This is a genomic window from Pokkaliibacter plantistimulans (assembly GCF_003194385.1).
GTDB lineage: Bacteria > Pseudomonadota > Gammaproteobacteria > Pseudomonadales > Balneatricaceae > Pokkaliibacter > Pokkaliibacter plantistimulans.
In genome coordinates this window covers 1-16,484 of record NZ_LAPT01000039.1, presented here as the reverse complement: position 1 = coordinate 16,484, position 16,484 = coordinate 1, and the positions used below count along the sequence as shown (strand labels likewise).

The following is a 16,484-nucleotide window of genomic DNA, read 5'->3' as shown; positions in this document are numbered from 1 at the left end:
GCGGTGCATCAATGAGGTGATGCCCGCTGTAGAACGCGTCAGGGAATCAGCAGTACTGGCTGAGCACACGATTTAACACAAGGACAGCATGGATGAGTGAAGGTTTAACTGTTTTCCTTGGTGGTGCCGGTATGAATGGCGACTATCAGAAAGATATGGTGCGCAGTCTGCGCACTGTGGGCATTGCCAATCCCGTCTATGGAAATTACTCGGGGTGGTTTAAGGGATTTGATCAGCAGCTCCCAGATAAGGTGGATACCTTTGGCGATTCTTCAGCGGTCATTTTCTATAACCAAGATGAAAATGATCCTATCGCCCTTCAATTAGTTAATACCAATAACTGTAAGGTGGAAGGCAGTCGCAGTCTGTTTGGGTTGGTGGTCAATACCTATTCGGGGATTAACAGTCAGGGCAAGCCCTGTGAAAAGTACGTGATCCGCTATGAACTGAGCACGCCACGACCGAAAGATTTCTCTTTGCAGAATCTGGAAATCTTTCGCGCCCTGCCGCGTGGTGGTCAATTTAACTTTATCGGTTATTCCTGGGGCTCGGTTATCGCTGCACGTTCGGCATTATTTTATGCCCGCCGTGGCGTTACTGTGGATCATTTGGTGTTGATTGGCGCCCCCATCAATCAAAGTTTACTGGTTGCTGTCAGAGCCAATACCCGCATTAAAAAGGTCTCGGTAATTAACCTGACTGGCTATGGTGACCGTATTTATGCTGGCATGAGTGATGTAGAGATTATTCAGTCGGTGCCGACCATGGCTGAGCAGATGAAGGCGGGAGATGGTAGAGGGCATTTCTACTACGCAGTTGAAGATGGCGATGGCCCGATGCGCAGGCTAATGCTGGCTAAAACACTGTACCGGGAAGGGTTGCGCTAATGTGGCTATTACGTGGCGTACTGGTTTTAGAGTGGGTGCTGTGCTTACTGCTTTATGGCGAGAGCCTCAGTGGATGGCGTGCCCTGAAAGAATCTTATTTCATGGTTTGGGTGTTCATCATTGCCTATCCCCTGGTCATTCTGATGTTCATCCCTTTATTGATCTTGTTAATCTGGGAAACCGTACTTTTTGTTAAATACAAGGAGCGACGGTTTTTATATTGGGCTGCTCTGGATATCGGTATTACCGCAATCAACTGGCAGCTATTTGATATTTACTACCAATCCATTGGTCATCCTTGAACTACAGCATCCCCTGAGATCAGCCAAAGATTGGGTGCGTTGATGTCTTCCTCATCTGGTCGGATACCCATAAAAGCTATGCACTTGGACGCAAAACAATTAATTGATCTGGCGGGTAAGGCCGCGTTTGACCGCGGTATGCACTATTACCTCGACGGTGCTGTCGTTGCACTGACTGAGCACTATGGCCTGCTAAAAGCCAAGGTGGAGGGCAGTTATCTCTACGAGGTAAAGGTGCCTCTGGATAGTCCTGCTGACAGTGAGTGCACCTGCCCGGCCTGGGAGGACTCTGGCTTTTGCAAGCACTGTGTTGCAGTGATATTGCAGTTTCAGGCTGAGCAGCGTGAGGAAGACGAAGCGGCCGAGCCTGAGCCATCGCCTCGGGCGACCAGTAAGAGCAAACAGTCACAGAGGCTCAGAGATGAAGCCCAGGTACTGGCGTTTTTACACAGCAAAGGCAAGGAGGAGCTGGCCCAGACCCTGCTGAGTATGCTGCGTAACGACCCTAACGAGTTTCAGCGCTGGTTGCTGAAAAGTCAGGCAGCCAGCGGGGCGGTGGATAGCAAAGCGCTGCGCAAGACTATCACTCAGGCATTGCCTTACCGCAGTCTGTATTCCTACAACGAGGTCGCCAGGTATTTTGCGCATGCAGAGCAATTGCTGCAGCCCGTGTGGGACATGATCCCGTTACTGCCTGCTGAGCAGGCGCTGAAGCTGGTGGAGTACGGCTACGAGCGTCTGCACCGGGCACTGGAGCGCGTGGATGATTCAGGCGGCTACCGGTTCGGTTTGGAAGAGTCAATGGAGTCGCTTTGGTTGCCGCTATTCAAGCGGTTGCCGTGGTCGGATGATGTCAAGGTGGACTATCTGATCAAACAGCTTGGCAGCGCTGACGACTATCCGGATATTCCCGCTGCCTTTATTGAGGACGAGGACACCGGGCTGCTGGCGCTCTTTTATCATCAGCTGGATCTGCACTGGCAGGGGCTAAGCACCCAACAGAAGCAGTCTTCTGAGTCCTGGCGGATCTATCAGCTGTTGTTTGAGCGTTCGGAGCAACAGCAGGACTGGCCACGCTGTATCCTGTTGCAGCAGGAGCATGCTGAGAGTGGGAGCGACTGGCTGAACCTCTGCGAGTTTTGTATCGACAAGCAGTTCCTGGCTGAGGCACGTCAGTGCTGGCAGCAGGCAAGTGATTTAATCCCCGTCCCTCAGAATCGTAAATCCAGAGCCCATACTTATGACGTTATACAGGCTGAACAGAGACGGTTGCCGTTGCGCGAGTTAGAGGTTCGGCTGTTAACGGCCGAAGGGGCCTTACCGGAGGCTGCCGACAAACTCTGGGGCCTGTTTCAGGAACGGCCAGCGATGGCCATGTATGTGCAGCTGCAGACCCTGTCGCAACAAGTAGGGCTGACCGAGCAGGAGTGCCTGCAGAAAGTCAGTGACGGCCTGATACAACTGGCCAAACAGCAGCAATGGGATTACCAGACGACGGCTATCCATACGCTGCTGGCTGAGATCTATCTGCACCATGGTTTGCATGCCCAGGCCCTGCAGCTGGCGCAGGCGCACAAGCTGGCACAGGGCGTTCAGCAGCAACTGGCGACAGTAGTGTTCCCCGTTCAGCCGGAAGCTGGCTTGATGTTGTATACCAAACTGATACTTGAATCGGCTGGGCGCGGAGCTGACAGTTCCGTTTATCGTGAGGTGGTGGCGTTGCTGGAACAGCTACAGCAGATGATCAGGGCCCACCCTGGCAAGATCAGTCTGAGCCGGTTTACTGAACTGGTGGAGCTGCTTCGCAGTGAATATAAACGCCGTTCAACGTTTATCAGCATGTTGAAAGTCTTCGCTTGAACAGGCCCACAAGGTGGGCCCTGGCTTTTCTCTTTACGCCAGCTCCAGCACTTCGACGACTGCGCGGCGAGGCTTCTGCGGCCAGTTACCCGCTGCTGCCTGACCCACGGTTACCAGCATGACCGGCAGTTCGTGTGTTGCCAGGCTGAACGCCTGACTCACCACCTGCGGGTCAAAGCCGCTCATAGCACCTGAACTGAGCCCCATCCCCTGTGCTGCCAGCATCAGCGTCATGGCAGCGAGGGAGGCTGAGCGCAGGGCTTCATCCCGCTGCAGAACGGGGTTGTCGCAGTGGCTGCGGGTGGCTTGCTGCACCCAGGCATCGACCACCGTCGCCCCGAATAATCCCTGACTGACACTGGGTTGCAGGGCATCGGCCAGCCCCCGGTAGGCTTCCAGCGTGCCGCAGATCACAAAGGTCACCGCCGCATCCAGCACCTGCTGCTGACCATAGGCTGCGGCGTGAAGCCGCTTTTTGGCGGCGTCGTTGCGCACGGCGATAAAGCGCCAGTTCTGCAGGTTGTAGGCAGAAGGTGCCAGAGTGGCCAGTCGCACCAGCTCGGCAATGGTGCTGTCACTGACGTTGCCCTGCGGGTCATAGCGACCGGTGCTGGAGCGGCTTTCGATAGCGTGGATGATGGTGGTGTTCATGTTGGGGGTTTCCTTGTGGAGTAATCGTTCAGGAAATCACGGATCGTGATGATGAAGAGGCAGGTGCTGGTCGTGCAGGCGGTGGCCGGTTGCTCCACTGCACCAGCGCAATACTGGCCAGTACGGTCAGCATGCCCAGCAGGGCGCTGCCGCGCAGTTGCTGATCCAGCAGCCACCAGCCCAGTACCACTGCGGTAATCGGGCTGAGCAAGCCCAGTGAGCTGACGGCAACCGGCGACAGGCGGTTGATACCGCGAAACCACAGCACGTAGGCCAGCAGCGCACCGAGCAGCGACAGATAGACATAACCGGCGATGGCGGTGAGAGGCAGGGCAGGCAGTGGCGGGTCGATCAGGCAGGCGATGGGGAGCAGCATCACGCCGCCCAACAGCAGCTGCCAGCCGGTCATGGCCAGTAACGGCAGATCACTGCGCCAGCGCCGGTTGAGATAGGTGCCGGTAGCCATGCAACCGGCACCTCCCAGCGCGGCAGTAATACCCAGCGGATCCCAGACCGTGGCAGGGGATATCAGCAGCACGGCCATGCCAAGCACACCGGTGATCGCCCCGATAACGGCCAGCAGGCCGGGTGTCTGGCGCTCCCAGCCCCAGGCCAGCAGTATCACGATCAGCGGCTGAACGGCGCCCATCACCGCCGCCAGCCCGCCCGGCAGCCGATAGGCCGCCACAAACAGCAGCGCCTGAAAGGCACCAATGTTGAGTGCCGACAGCAGCCATAAACGACGCCACTGACCGCAAGGTAAAGCATTGCGGCAAAGCACCACCAGCAGCAGTCCGGCCGGCAGGGTACGCAGCAGGGCCGCGGTAAAAGGCCGGTCCGGGGGGAGCAGCTCGGTCGAGACGATATAGGTGGAGCCCCAGATCATGGGCGCCAGAGCCGTCAGAACAATATCGAGCCAGCGATGAGCAGAGAATGTCTTCATGATTTTATCTTCAATTCAAGATAAAATGAGGGTGACAGGTATTTATCTTGAATTCAAGGTATTTTTCGGGAGACAGACGAGTGGAACAGAAAGCCGATGCTGTGGATGCCATTCTGGCGCAGTGGCGTTGTGAACGTCCGGAACTGGATGTCAGGGCGATGGCGACCATCGGCCGTTTAAAGCGCTGTTCAGCCTTAATGCAGCGCCAGCTGGACGTGGCGTTTGCCACCTATGATCTGAGCAACTGGGAGTTTGATGTGCTGGCGACGCTGCGGCGTTCCGGCGCGCCCTACTGTCTGGCGCCGACGGCCTTGTTCTCCACCCTGATGATTACCTCGGGCACCATGACCCACCGTATGCAGCAGCTGGAAAAACGTGGCCTGATAGAGCGTCTGGCTAATCCGGACGATGCCCGCAGCAAGCTGGTGCAGCTGACGCAGAGCGGGTTGGCGCTGATTGACCGGGCGGTGGAGGCGCATGTCGATAATGAACAGCGGATTCTGGCACCGCTGGCGGCGGAACAACTGGCGGCGCTGGATCAGGGGCTGATTGCGCTGCTGGCTCTGCTGGAGCCTGAGCAGCCGCGCGACTGTTAGCCTGTGAGGTGGGCAGACGCTTACTGGCTTGTGTCTGCCTGCCTTGGCTCTGTCTGCTTTGGGGTTGGCTGCTTTGGGGGTGGCTGCGTTACCACTGGGTATGCAGACCCAGCAGGTACAGCGCACCGATGCGCTCGTCTTCGTACTGGCTGACGCCATCACGCATCTGTTTGCTTTCTTCACGGCCTGACTGGGTCAGGTTGTAGGCGCTCAGCTGCAGGTAGACATCGGCACTGAGCTGATGACGGGCAGACAGGTTGAGGGTCCAGCGCGGTGCTTCGCTGTCGGCTTCAGCACCGTCGGTGAACTTGTTGAGGGTGTCGTGGTACTGGGCTTCCAGCTTCAGCTGATCCTTGCTGGTGGCCTGCCAGCGGCTGTTGAGGTTGACCCGCCAGCGGCTCTGATTAGGGAAGGGCGCGGTATTGCCGTCATCGGTGTGCAGCTTGCCATCGCTCCAGGTGGTGCTGGCAGCCAGCTCCAGCCGCGGGGTGGGGCGCCAGCCCTGCTGCAGGGTGAGGCCATAGCGATAGCCGTCGCCGACATTACGCCACTGATACAGCGGACGGGTCAGTACCCGCCTGCCGGTCAGGGCCTGAGCAATCACATCGTCCGCATGCTCACGGAACAGCGTCAGGCTGCTGTTCCAGGTTGGCTGCTGATAGCGGGCACTGACACTGAAGCGCCGGTGCGTTTCTGCATCCAGCTGCAGGTTACCCTGCGTCAGCTTTTTCTGATTGTCTTCAATCCACGGTGATAGCTGATCAAAGCTGGGGCGGCTGAGCCATTGCTGTGCTTCGGCCTTCAGCTGCCACTGGTCGGTGGCCTGCCAGCTCAGGGCCAGTGATGGCAGCAGATCATGATGCTGGCGCTCGACACTGCCGTTGTTGCTCTGCATGCCCTGCAGGCTGCTGTACTGCAGGTGCAGACCGGGAGTGAAGGTCACATCGGGACGGATGCGGATCTGATCCCTGACGCCGATTCGGTAGAGGTATTCGGTGAAGTCATCGTCACCACTGTCGCTGGTAATCAGCATGCCGCTGCCATTGACGGCACTGGCAAGGCGCTGTGTCTGCCGGTCTTTGCGCTGCCACACGTTGTCGACCGTCAGCTGATGTTCGGTATTGAGCTGCCCCTGCAGACTGCCCTGCCACTGATACAGATGCGACTGAGTCTGCTGCAGGTCGGTGACCAGCTGATCCACCGCCGCACCCATCGGCGTGGCGTGGCTGATGGTGACATCTTTATCGTGATCATCGGCCATGCGATAGCCGCTGAACTGCTGCTGCCACTGCCAGCCTGACGGTAACCGGTGACGCTGCTGGATTTGCATGCCATAGAGATGGCGGTTGTTGTCTTCTTCATTGCGGCGCTGCTGCTGGCGCAGTGTGGTAATGGTGGCGGTGGTGAGCTTGTCGCGGCTGCCGAGACCATAGAGGGGAATGAAGTGCCATTCTCCCTCATCGTAGTAATGGCTCAGATCGAGACTCAAACGGGTGAGCTGCTGTGTCAGCTGTTCATCCTCGTCCTGCCGCATCAGCGGCGTGCCGGTGGCGCTGGTGTCCTGTGACAGGGTCTCCCGTTGGGAGGGCAGCGACTGCTGCTGCAGGCTGAAGGTGAGCAGGGTGCGTGCTGTCACCGGGCGGCTGACGCGCCCCTGCAGCGTCAGGGCAGGTTCACCGGCATTGTTTACCCCGGTCATCAGCATTATCTCGCCGCTGCTACGATCACGGCGGACGGGCGGGGGAGTGCTGCGCTTTGGTGCCTGGCCTGCAACGGGCTGTCCGGGCAGGTTATCACTGACACCGGTCACCACGCTGATGTCGGTCGAGGGCGGTGTGCTGTAGCCCGTCCCGGGCTCATACCAGGGGTGGGGCAGACGAGAAGGCTGCTCGGCAGCAAGCAGAGGAGAAGCACAGCACAGCAACGACAGCAGTGACGGCGGGAGGAAACGGAACAGCATAGATCAGCGTTACTCGGGCCAGGTTGAAAGGACGCTATTATCAACAATTTGTTGCCAAAACGTCAGTATAAGTTGCATTTAATGACGATTTGCTGAAAGAAGCCGTCGCTCTCCCCATCCCTGCACCGGCCAGCCTTCCGGCGATATTGTCCAGTCGACCAATGTTGCATCTGCACAACTTGAATCTGTCAGGAACTGCGCTACAAGTTTCTGAGTCACTTCCCTCTGTTTCCATCGTTCTCTTAAGCGTGGGCGCAAGGCACTGTTCTACCTGTAAATAAAAACAAGATGGCCAGTTTTATGGTGAGGAAGGATGGGGAACACGGAGAAGGAGACGGTTGTAACGCATCTGCAGCATTTTTGCTGCTAACGCCCACAGCGCCATCTCAGTAACGAACAATGCAGTCTTCATCAGGTCAGTGCCCGCGGGCGCTAACAAAGAGAATCACCTATGAGCATACTGGCAATCGTTATCTCTCTGATTTTATTGATGTACTTCGCTTATCGCGGGGTCAGCGTACTGTTGCTGGCTCCGATCATGGCCTCGGTAGCAGTGTTGCTGAGCGGTGAGGCCAGCCATCTGCTGCCCATCTATACCCAGATTTTCATGAAGGAGCTGGGGGGCTATCTGGTCAAATTCTTTCCGCTTTTCATTCTCGGTGCGCTGTTCGGCAAGCTGATGGCGGACAGTGGCTCGGCCACCACCATTGCCGACTGGGTAATGCACAAGGTGGGCAGGCGCTATGTAATTCTGACCACCGTACTGGCCTGCGGCATCCTCACCTATGGCGGGGTATCGCTGTTCGTCGTGGCCTTTGCTGTCTATCCCATCAGTGCGGTGCTGTTTCGTCACACCAACACGCCCAAGCGCTATATCCCGGCGGCCATTGCTCTGGGTTCCTTTACCTTCACCATGACGGCGCTGCCGGGCACGCCGTCAATTCAGAACGCCATTCCCATTCCTTATCTGGGTACCAACAGTTTTGCCGCGCCGGGGCTGGGGATTATTGCCGGTCTGATCATGCTCTGTGGCGGGGTGTGGTGGTTGCAGAGCCGCGCCAGTAAGGCGATGGCGGCGGGTGAAGGCTATGGCGACCACCCCGACGAGAAGCTGGAAAGTATCGCTGAAGATACGCCGCCGCTGTATCAGGCTCTGTTGCCCATCGTGCTGGTGATTGGCCTGAATGCGCTGTTTACCTACTGGCTGCTGCCGTCGCTGGATCTGTCTTATCTGCAGGAAGAGCGCTTCGGCAAGGTATCGCCGAACTCGGTAATTGGCTTGTGGGCGGTGCTGCTGGCGCTGATGGTGGCCATCGTGGTGCTGATTGTCATGCAGTGGCAGCGCTGGAAGAACCTGACGGCCACCATCAATGCCGGCTGTCTGGGGTCGCTGCTGCCGGTATTCAATACGGCCTCGGAGGTGGGTTACGGCGCCATCATCGCCAGTCTGGCGGGGTTCGCCATCATCAAGGATGCCGTGCTCAATTTCTTCCCGCAGAACCCGCTGATCTCTGCCACCTTCAGCATCAATATTCTGGCGGCACTGACCGGCTCATCTTCCGGCGGTCTGAGCATTGCTTTCCGCACCCTGGGAGCAGAGTACCTGCAGATCATGCAGGCCGCGGGGATCAACCCCGAGCTGTTCCACCGCGCTGCGGTCATTGCTGCCGGTGGTCTGGATACCCTGCCGCACTGTGGTGCCGTCATCACGCTGCTGTCGATCTGCGGGCTGACCCACAAGCAGTCCTATCCGCAGATTCTGATGATGACCTCGGTGTTCCCCATTCTGGCGCTGATTACCATCCTGATACTGGGGTCGCTGTTCGGCAGCTTCTAAAAGCGCCACCACCCTCTGCCGCGCGTCGACCGCACCGGGCATGCCCCGTGCGGTCAACGCTACTACAGCCAGCGTCTGACCTGCTGCTGATAACGTCGGAATTCATCACCAAAGCGCTGCGCCAGAATCTGCTCTTCGGGAACAATCTGCAGCCGGGTCACCACCCAGACGAACAGTGCCACTGTCAGCAGACTGATCAGGTTACCAAGCCACAGGCACCATGCCAGTAGCAGCAGGGTCAGCCCTACATACATGGGGTTGCGGCTGTAGCGGTAGATGCCATGGGTGACAAGGGTGGAGGCGCGCTCCGGGTAGAGCGGATTAACGGTGGTGGCGGCACGGTGAAAGTGCCAGACGGCAAACAGATCAATAGCCAGCCCCAGCATTGCCAGCAGGCCGATCAGCCAGTGCGGCACAGCGGACAGCCATTGCTGGGCAAAGGTCGGTTGTGGCAGAAAAGCTGCCGAGTGATGAATACCCCAGGCCAGAGCGGCGCAGGTCAGTGCCTGCAGGGGCGGTGGAATGCGGATCATGGGGCGCTTCCTCTGTAGGGGATGACAGCGGCATGGTTGTGTCACCTTTGCTGCATCCATTCTGCCAACCGGATACAGTTCGGTTGTACTTTGTAATGATGAATATTTGCTGCGTGGTTGCTCCAGGTAAAACCGTTGCAGGCCGCGTCGTTTCTAGTCTGGCGTGATGGCTCAGTCTCTTTGTTACAACCGCGCGTCGTTTTTATTTAACTCCGTCCCTACCTTTGTCGACTTGATTCTTTGATAATTGTCCGCCATGCGCAGGGCACTATTCATAAAACGCGTCTATCCTTGTTTTGCCAGTGAAAGTCACTGACTGTCATACCAGAACAAGAAAATACGCCCCTGGGCATCGTCCGGCGGAGTCCGGGTGTCACTGAGTCTGCACTAAAAGTTGAATAAAACCATGCATAATCCGATCAGTAAGAAGAAGGACGCCATCAACCGCGTCGTGGCGCTGATTGACGAGCGTCTGTCAGGGATACACAAGCAGCAAATCCGCAACCTCACCGAGTTGTTCTACTCGGAAAGTATAGGCAAGGAGCTGCAGCGAACCTCAAGTGAAGACCTCTACGGTGCCGTCCTTTGTCTGTGGGACTTCCTCCAGCACCGCTCCCCCGGCAAACCTGCCATCCGCGCTTACAATCCCAATTACGAAGAACATGCCTGGCAGTCCACCCACACGATTGTGGAAGTGGCGACTGACGATATGCCTTTCCTGGTGGCTTCGCTGACCATGGGCTTTAACCGTCTGGACATGGCCATCCACATGACCACCCACCCGATCATGGCGGTGGTGCGTGATGACAAGGGCCAGGTGGTATCGATTCATGATCGCAACCATGCGCCGGAAAATGCCCGTCTGGAAGCCGTCATGCGCTTCGAGATTGACCGCCAGAGCGAGCCGGATGTACTGGAACGTATCGTTCAGGAAGTACGGCAGGTGGTGTATGACGTGCGTGTGGCCGTAGAAGACTGGCCGTCCATGCGCGAAAAACTGGTGGAGGTGGTCACCCGCACCCGTGCGCAGAACCTGCCCCTGCAGGCTGAAGACCGCGATGAGTCACTGGCGCTGCTGGAGTGGATGACTGACAACCACTTTACCTTCCTCGGTTACCGTTATTTCGATCTGGAGCGCAAGGACGATGGCCTGTGCGTGCTGCATCTGCAGGAAGATGCCTGCCTCGGTACCTTCCGTGATGTCTCCCATCTGCCCGACGAGCGCCGCCACGTTCAGCTGTCCGAGCGTCTGTCGGTACTGGCGGTCGAGCCTTCACTGCTGATCATCACCAAGTCGACCTCGCGTTCCACCGTGCATCGCCCGGCGCACCTGGACTACGTCGGCATCAAGGCGTTCAACGAGCAGGGTGAGGTGGTGGGCGAGCACCGTTTCTTCGGTCTGTTCACCTCCGACGCCTACTCCCTGCGGGTCAACGAGATTCCGTTGCTGCGCCTGAAGGAGCAGCGTCTGTTGCAGCATCTGCAAGTGCCGCTGAATACCCACAAGGGCCGTCTGCTGCGCAATATTCTCGACAATTTCCCCCGCGACGAAATGCTGCAGGCCAGTCAGGCCGATCTGGAAGACACCGTGCGTGGCATTCTGGAACTGGAAGGTCGCAAGCAGCTGCGTCTGTTTACCCGTATCGACATTTATGGCCGTTTCGTCACCGCTCAGGTCTATGTGCCCAAAGACCGTTACAACACCGAGCTGCGTCTGGTGATGGAAGCGCTGATGCTGGATGCCTTCAAAGGCAACTCCACCGAGTTCAGCGTCCGTCATATGGAAGGCGTGCTGGCCCGTGTGCACTTCACCATCCATACCCAGGATGCCCACGAACTGCAGTTCGATGTGGAAGACCTGGAAGCCAAGATGTCTGAAGCCATGTTGTCATGGGAAGACAAGGTGCATCTGGCCCTGCGTGCCAAGATCGGTGAAGAGAAAGCCAACAAGCTGCACAAATACTACGGCGAAGCCTTCCCCAGCGCGTACCGTGAAGACTTCACCCCCAACCGCGCGGTGCAGGACATTCTGCGTCTGGAGACACTGGACGAGAGCCATCCGCTGTCGACCTACCTTTACCGTCCGCTGGAAAGCTTCGACGACAACCTGCGCTTCAAGGTCTTCGGCCACGGCCCCATCATGGCGCTGTCCGATGTGCTGCCGGTGCTGGAAAACATGGGCGTCCGCGTCGTGGCGGCCCGTCCCTATGAGATTTCACCGCAGAACCGTGAAGAACGCTGGATGCTGGATTTCGACATCAGCGCCCGCACCGGTGAGACGCTGGATGCTGACGTGATCCGCGACCGCTTCCAGGACACCTTTATTGCGACTGTCTCCGGACAGGTGGAAAGCGATGGCTTCAACCGTCTGGTGGTGGCGGCGGGCCTGAGCTGGCGCAATGTGGTGATGCTGCGTGCCATCGGCAAATACCTGCTGCAGATTCGTGTCCCCTTCTCGCAGGCGTACATGGAAGACACCCTGGTACGCAACGCCACGATTACGCACATGATCGCTGAGCTGTTCGTGACCCGCTTTGACCCGGCCAAAGGGCAGCAGGCGGCTGTCGATGCGCTGCTGGCACAGATCGATGAAGCGCTGGAACAGGTCAGCAACCTCGACGAAGACCGCATTCTGCGTCACTTCCTGTCGGTGGTGCAGGCCATGCTGCGTACCAACTTCTACCAGCCTGCCGCTGATGGTAACCACAAGGGCTATATCTCCTTCAAGCTCAACCCCGAGCTGATCCCTGCCGTGCCGCTACCCCGTCCCAAGTTCGAGATCTTCGTCTACAGCCCCTGGGTGGAAGGCGTGCATCTGCGTGGCGGTAAGGTGGCCCGTGGTGGACTGCGCTGGTCTGACCGCCGTGAAGACTTCCGCACTGAGGTGCTGGGTCTGGTGAAGGCGCAGATGGTCAAGAACGCTGTTATCGTGCCGGTCGGTGCCAAGGGCGGCTTCGTCTGCAAGCAGATGCCTGCCAACGCCAGCCGTGATGAAACACTGGCTGAAGGTATCCGCTGCTATCAGACCTTCATCCGCGCGCTGCTGGATATCACCGACAACCTGATCAAGGGTGAAGTGATTCCGCCGAAGTCAGTGGTACGTTACGACGAAGATGACCCCTATCTGGTGGTGGCGGCCGATAAAGGCACTGCGACCTTCTCGGATATTGCCAACGCCATTTCGCTGGAATACGGCCACTGGCTGGGTGACGCCTTTGCCTCCGGCGGTAGCCAGGGGTATGACCACAAGAAAATGGGCATCACTGCCCGTGGTGCGTGGGAATCGGTCAAACGTCTGTTCCGTGAGCAGGGTCACGACACCCAGAGCCAGGACTTCACCGTGGTGGGAGTGGGTGATATGGCCGGTGACGTGTTCGGTAACGGCATGCTGCTGTCCGAGCACATCCGTCTGGTGGCAGCGTTCAACCACATGCACATCTTTATTGACCCGACGCCGGACGCTGCTTCGTCCTTCGTTGAGCGCCAGCGCTTGTTCGAGCTGCCCCGCTCCAGTTGGGCGGACTACAACGCCAGCCTGATTTCCAAAGGCGGCGGTATCTTTGAGCGTCGTGCTAAATCCATCGCCATTTCTGCGGAAATGCGGGCGGCGCTGGGCATCGAAGAGGGTGTGCAGCGCATGACCCCCAACGAGCTGATAAGTGCCATCCTTAAGGCGCCGGTGGACCTGCTGTGGAACGGCGGTATCGGCACTTACGTCAAGGCGGCGGGTGAAACCCATGCGGACGTCGGCGACAAGGCCAACGATGCAGTGCGTATCGACGGTAGCGAGCTGCGCTGCAAGGTGGTTGGCGAGGGCGGTAACCTGGGCTTCACCCAGAAAGGTCGTACCGAGTTTGCCCGTAACGGCGGCTACGTTACCACCGATGCTATTGATAACTCCGGCGGTGTGGACAGCTCCGACCATGAGGTCAATATCAAGATCCTGCTCGGCGGTGTGGTCGACGCTGGCGATATGACCGAGAAGCAGCGTAACCAGCTGCTGGCCTCCATGACTGATGAAGTGGCAGAGCTGGTGCTGCGTCATAACCGTGGCCAGAGCAATATTCTCAGCCTCAGCAACCGTCTGGCCCGTCTGCGTGTCAACGACCAGTTGCGCCTGATCCAGGATCTGGAGAAGGAAGGCCGTCTGAACCGCAAACTGGAATATCTGCCCTCCGACGACACCCTGAATGAGCGCATCAAGCAGGGCGAAGGCTTTACCCGTCCGGAAATGGCGGTGCTGCTGGCCTATGCCAAGATCCGTATGTTCGATGAGCTGAGTCAGGCCGACATCGCCAGCGATCCGTATCTGGTGCAGTCACTGCGCGAGTACTTCCCCAGCGCCCTGCAGGAGCGTTTCGCTGAGGAGATTACCCGTCATCCGCTGCGTAACGAAATTCTGGCGACCCACCTGACCAACCAGATGGCCAACCAGATGGGTATCACCTTTACCCACTATCTGCAGGAAGAAACCAACGCCAAGACCATCGATATCCTGCGCTGCTGGATGGCCGCCCGGGCAATCTTCCAGACCGACAGCCTGATGGCCGAGATTCTGGCACTGCCTGCTGACTTCAATGATGAAGTGCTGGCGGACATGCAGTTCAAGGTCAACGATCTGCTGGGCAAGACCACCCTGTGGCTGCTGCGCAGTCAGAAGTCACCCTACGACGTCCAGACCCTGATCGATCAGTACGCCCCGGGGATCCAGACCCTGAGCGAAGCACTGCCGACCATGCTGTCTGACGATGCGCTGACCTCCCATCAGGATGCCGTGGCCCACTGGCTGGACAACGGTGCTTCCGGTGCGTTGTCACTGCGTCTGGCTGGGCTGGCATGGCTGAGTTCTGCGCTGGATATCGTCCGCGTGGCTGCCGAAACCGGTATCTCCGTCAATGAAGCGGGCAAGGCCTACTTCTCCCTCGACGTGGAACTGGATATGCACTGGCTGCGTCGTGCCATCCGTGCGCTGCCGCAGGAAGACCTGTGGCAGCGTAAAGCCCGCGCCACCCTGCTCGACGAGCTGGACGGTGTGTTGCGTAGCCTGAGCATTGATCTGATCCGTCATGCGGGTGAAGGTCAGGAGCCGGTAGCCTGCATGCCGGTATGGCTGGAAGAACACGCTGAAGGCGTCAACCACTGTGCAGACATCTTCCGTGGTTTGCAGTCGTCCGCGCAGGTCAATCTGGCCATGCTGTCGGTTGCCGTTGGCGAGCTGCGTCAGCTGCTGTAACGGTGGCAAACGGCTGCTGAAACAGCGTTAACCACTGGGTAAAACACCGCCGACCTCCGGGTCGGCGGTGTTGTTTCCGGGCAGCTGTTTCTGTTTGCCTTACCCAGGGAACAGGTCACGCTAAAACAGCCCCTGCTGCCGAATACCTTGCCCCTGGCGGTTGTGCAGGGGCGACCTGCTCTTTATAAAAAGCTTGGGAGCGGTCTGGGCGAACAAAAACGGGTCGCCGGATCGCAATCTTTGCAAAGCAATTGACGATATAACAGGCACTAGAGTAAAACGCATAACCTGGCACGGGCGCAGTGTTGCGACCTGCCATTGAATGAATGATGAGGAACGACAATGACCACCAAGCAGGTAACCCGGTCGACTTTTGACGAAGTCATGGTACCCACCTACAGCCCTTCACAGATCGTGCCCGTGCGCGGTGAAGGTTCGCGTGTATGGGACCAGGAAGGCCGAGAGTACGTGGACTTTGCCGGCGGTATCGCGGTGACTGCGCTGGGTCATTGTCATCCAGTGATGGTCAAGGCACTGACCGAGCAGGCCAACAAAATCTGGCACCTGTCCAATGTCATGACCAACGAGCCTGCTCTGCGTCTGGCCAGCAAACTGACCGATGCGACCTTCGCGGAACGGGTGTTCTTTGCCAATTCCGGTGCAGAAGCTAACGAAGCGGCCTTCAAGCTGGCACGTAAGTATGCCTATGACAACTTCGGCCCAGAGAAGAACGAAATCATTGCTTTCACCAACTCTTTCCACGGCCGTACCCTGTTCACCGTATCCGTCGGTGGACAGCCTAAATACCGTATCGGTTTTGAGCCTGCACCGGGTGGTATCACTCACGTGCCGTTCAACGATATCGAAGCACTGAAAGCGGTGATCTCCGAACGCACCTGCGCCGTAGTGATGGAACCGATTCAGGGTGAGGGCGGTATCCTGCCAGCCACGGCAGAATTTGCCAAAGCGGTACGCGAGCTGTGCGACCAGCACAATGCCCTGCTGGTATTTGATGAAGTACAGAGCGGCATGGGCCGTTCCGGTTCACTGTTTGCCTATATGGAAATCGGCGTGACCCCCGATATCCTGTCTTCTGCCAAGTCACTGGGCGGTGGTTTCCCCATCGGTGCCATGCTGACCACTAACAAGGTTGCAGCCAGCTTCGGTTTCGGTAGCCACGGTTCCACCTACGGTGGCAACGCTCTGGCCTGCGCGGTCGCTGAGTCGGTGCTGGACGAAATCAACCGTCCGTCCGTGCTGGAAGGCGTGAAGCGCAAGCACGCGCTGTTCCGTGAGGCGCTGGAAGCCATCAACGCCAAGTACCATATATTCAAGGAAATCCGTGGTATGGGCCTGCTGATCGGTGCCGAGCTGGTTGAGCCCTATGCCAGCAACGCCAAGGCCTTTATCGGTGCCGGTGCGGAAGAAGGCGTGATGATTCTGACTGCCAGCACCAACACCCTGCGTTTTGCGCCTTCTCTGGTGATTCCTGAGGAAGACATCAAGGAAGGGATGGCGCGTCTGGAAAAAGCCATCGCCAAGATGGTCAGCCAGTAAGCCCTGACGCCTGCTGAACCGCAGTTAAAACAAAACCCCGGTGGTGTAAGCCATCGGGGTTTTGTGCTTTCTAACAGGTCGTTGAAAATCTATCTGCTTTGCCGCATACCGCGTCAAAAACAGGC

At 57.9% G+C, this 16,484-nt stretch carries 11 protein-coding genes; 7 read left to right on the top strand and 4 right to left on the bottom strand.

Features of this window, described 5'->3' with window-relative positions; all coding sequences use genetic code 11:
- Nucleotides 1-92: 92 nt before the first annotated feature.
- The 3 genes from WH50_RS09340 to WH50_RS09330 all read left to right on the top strand — a co-directional run bounded on the left by WH50_RS09340 (nt 93) and on the right by WH50_RS09330 (nt 3,049).
- Nucleotides 93-887, top strand: a complete 795-nt coding sequence (locus tag WH50_RS09340) for an alpha/beta hydrolase family protein (protein ID WP_110187058.1) — start codon at nt 93-95, stop codon at nt 885-887.
- Complete coding sequence (locus WH50_RS09335; RefSeq protein ID WP_110187057.1) at nt 887-1,189, top strand: hypothetical protein; 303 nt, start codon at nt 887-889, stop codon at nt 1,187-1,189. The genes WH50_RS09340 and WH50_RS09335 overlap by 1 nt, the downstream gene beginning before the upstream one ends.
- Before the next feature lie 84 nt (nt 1,190-1,273).
- Nucleotides 1,274-3,049 carry an SWIM zinc finger family protein gene (locus WH50_RS09330; protein WP_165838366.1) on the top strand — a complete coding sequence of 592 codons (1,776 nt, stop codon included), beginning with the start codon at nt 1,274-1,276 and terminating at the stop codon, nt 3,047-3,049.
- Between the two features lie 33 nt (nt 3,050-3,082).
- Here the strand turns inward: WH50_RS09330 and WH50_RS09325 are convergent, their stop codons facing one another.
- A complete protein-coding gene (locus tag WH50_RS09325) occupies nt 3,083-3,700 on the bottom strand; it encodes a nitroreductase family protein (RefSeq protein ID WP_110187055.1) in 618 nt (205 codons plus the stop codon).
- Nucleotides 3,701-3,728: 28 nt separating this feature from the next.
- Entirely contained in the window at nt 3,729-4,643 is a 915-nt protein-coding gene (locus WH50_RS09320) for an EamA family transporter (RefSeq protein WP_110187054.1), read from the bottom strand.
- Between the two features lie 80 nt (nt 4,644-4,723).
- Between WH50_RS09320 and WH50_RS09315 the strand changes: the two genes are divergently transcribed.
- Entirely contained in the window at nt 4,724-5,239 is a 516-nt protein-coding gene (locus tag WH50_RS09315; RefSeq protein ID WP_243410048.1) for a MarR family winged helix-turn-helix transcriptional regulator, read from the top strand.
- 88 nt (nt 5,240-5,327) lie between these two features.
- On the opposite strand, the gene WH50_RS09310 is transcribed toward WH50_RS09315, so the two are convergent.
- Complete coding sequence (locus WH50_RS09310; RefSeq protein WP_110187053.1) at nt 5,328-7,199, bottom strand: TonB-dependent receptor domain-containing protein; 1,872 nt, start codon at nt 7,197-7,199, stop codon at nt 5,328-5,330.
- 451 nt (nt 7,200-7,650) lie between these two features.
- Between WH50_RS09310 and WH50_RS09305 the strand changes: the two genes are divergently transcribed.
- A complete protein-coding gene (locus WH50_RS09305) occupies nt 7,651-9,036 on the top strand; it encodes a GntP family permease (protein WP_110187052.1) in 1,386 nt (461 codons plus the stop codon).
- A gap of 62 nt (nt 9,037-9,098) precedes the next feature.
- Here WH50_RS09305 and WH50_RS09300 read toward each other — a convergent pair whose 3' ends face one another.
- Nucleotides 9,099-9,569: a methyltransferase family protein gene (locus tag WH50_RS09300; RefSeq protein WP_110187051.1), complete on the bottom strand. Its 471-nt coding sequence runs from the start codon at nt 9,567-9,569 to the stop codon at nt 9,099-9,101.
- A 406-nt stretch (nt 9,570-9,975) separates the two neighbouring features.
- Here WH50_RS09300 and WH50_RS09295 point away from each other — a divergent pair, with 406 nt between their 5' ends.
- Entirely contained in the window at nt 9,976-14,802 is a 4,827-nt protein-coding gene (locus WH50_RS09295) for an NAD-glutamate dehydrogenase (RefSeq protein WP_110187074.1), read from the top strand.
- Between the two features lie 342 nt (nt 14,803-15,144).
- Nucleotides 15,145-16,359 carry an aspartate aminotransferase family protein gene (locus WH50_RS09290; RefSeq protein WP_110187050.1) on the top strand — a complete coding sequence of 405 codons (1,215 nt, stop codon included), beginning with the start codon at nt 15,145-15,147 and terminating at the stop codon, nt 16,357-16,359.
- Nucleotides 16,360-16,484 lie beyond the last annotated feature (125 nt).

Excerpts from the sequence above, each read along its gene's own strand:
- WH50_RS09340 (WP_110187058.1), top strand. The coding sequence starts at position 93 with ATGAGTGAAGGTTTAACTGTTTTCCTTGGTGGTGCCGGTATGAATGGC.
- WH50_RS09335 (WP_110187057.1), top strand. The coding sequence starts at position 887 with ATGTGGCTATTACGTGGCGTACTGGTTTTAGAGTGGGTGCTGTGCTTA.
- WH50_RS09325 (WP_110187055.1), bottom strand. The coding sequence starts at position 3,700 with ATGAACACCACCATCATCCACGCTATCGAAAGCCGCTCCAGCACCGGT.
- WH50_RS09320 (WP_110187054.1), bottom strand. The coding sequence starts at position 4,643 with ATGAAGACATTCTCTGCTCATCGCTGGCTCGATATTGTTCTGACGGCT.
- WH50_RS09310 (WP_110187053.1), bottom strand. The coding sequence starts at position 7,199 with ATGCTGTTCCGTTTCCTCCCGCCGTCACTGCTGTCGTTGCTGTGCTGT.
- WH50_RS09305 (WP_110187052.1), top strand. The coding sequence starts at position 7,651 with ATGAGCATACTGGCAATCGTTATCTCTCTGATTTTATTGATGTACTTC.
- WH50_RS09300 (WP_110187051.1), bottom strand. The coding sequence starts at position 9,569 with ATGATCCGCATTCCACCGCCCCTGCAGGCACTGACCTGCGCCGCTCTG.
- WH50_RS09295 (WP_110187074.1), top strand. The coding sequence starts at position 9,976 with ATGCATAATCCGATCAGTAAGAAGAAGGACGCCATCAACCGCGTCGTG.
- WH50_RS09290 (WP_110187050.1), top strand. The coding sequence starts at position 15,145 with ATGACCACCAAGCAGGTAACCCGGTCGACTTTTGACGAAGTCATGGTA.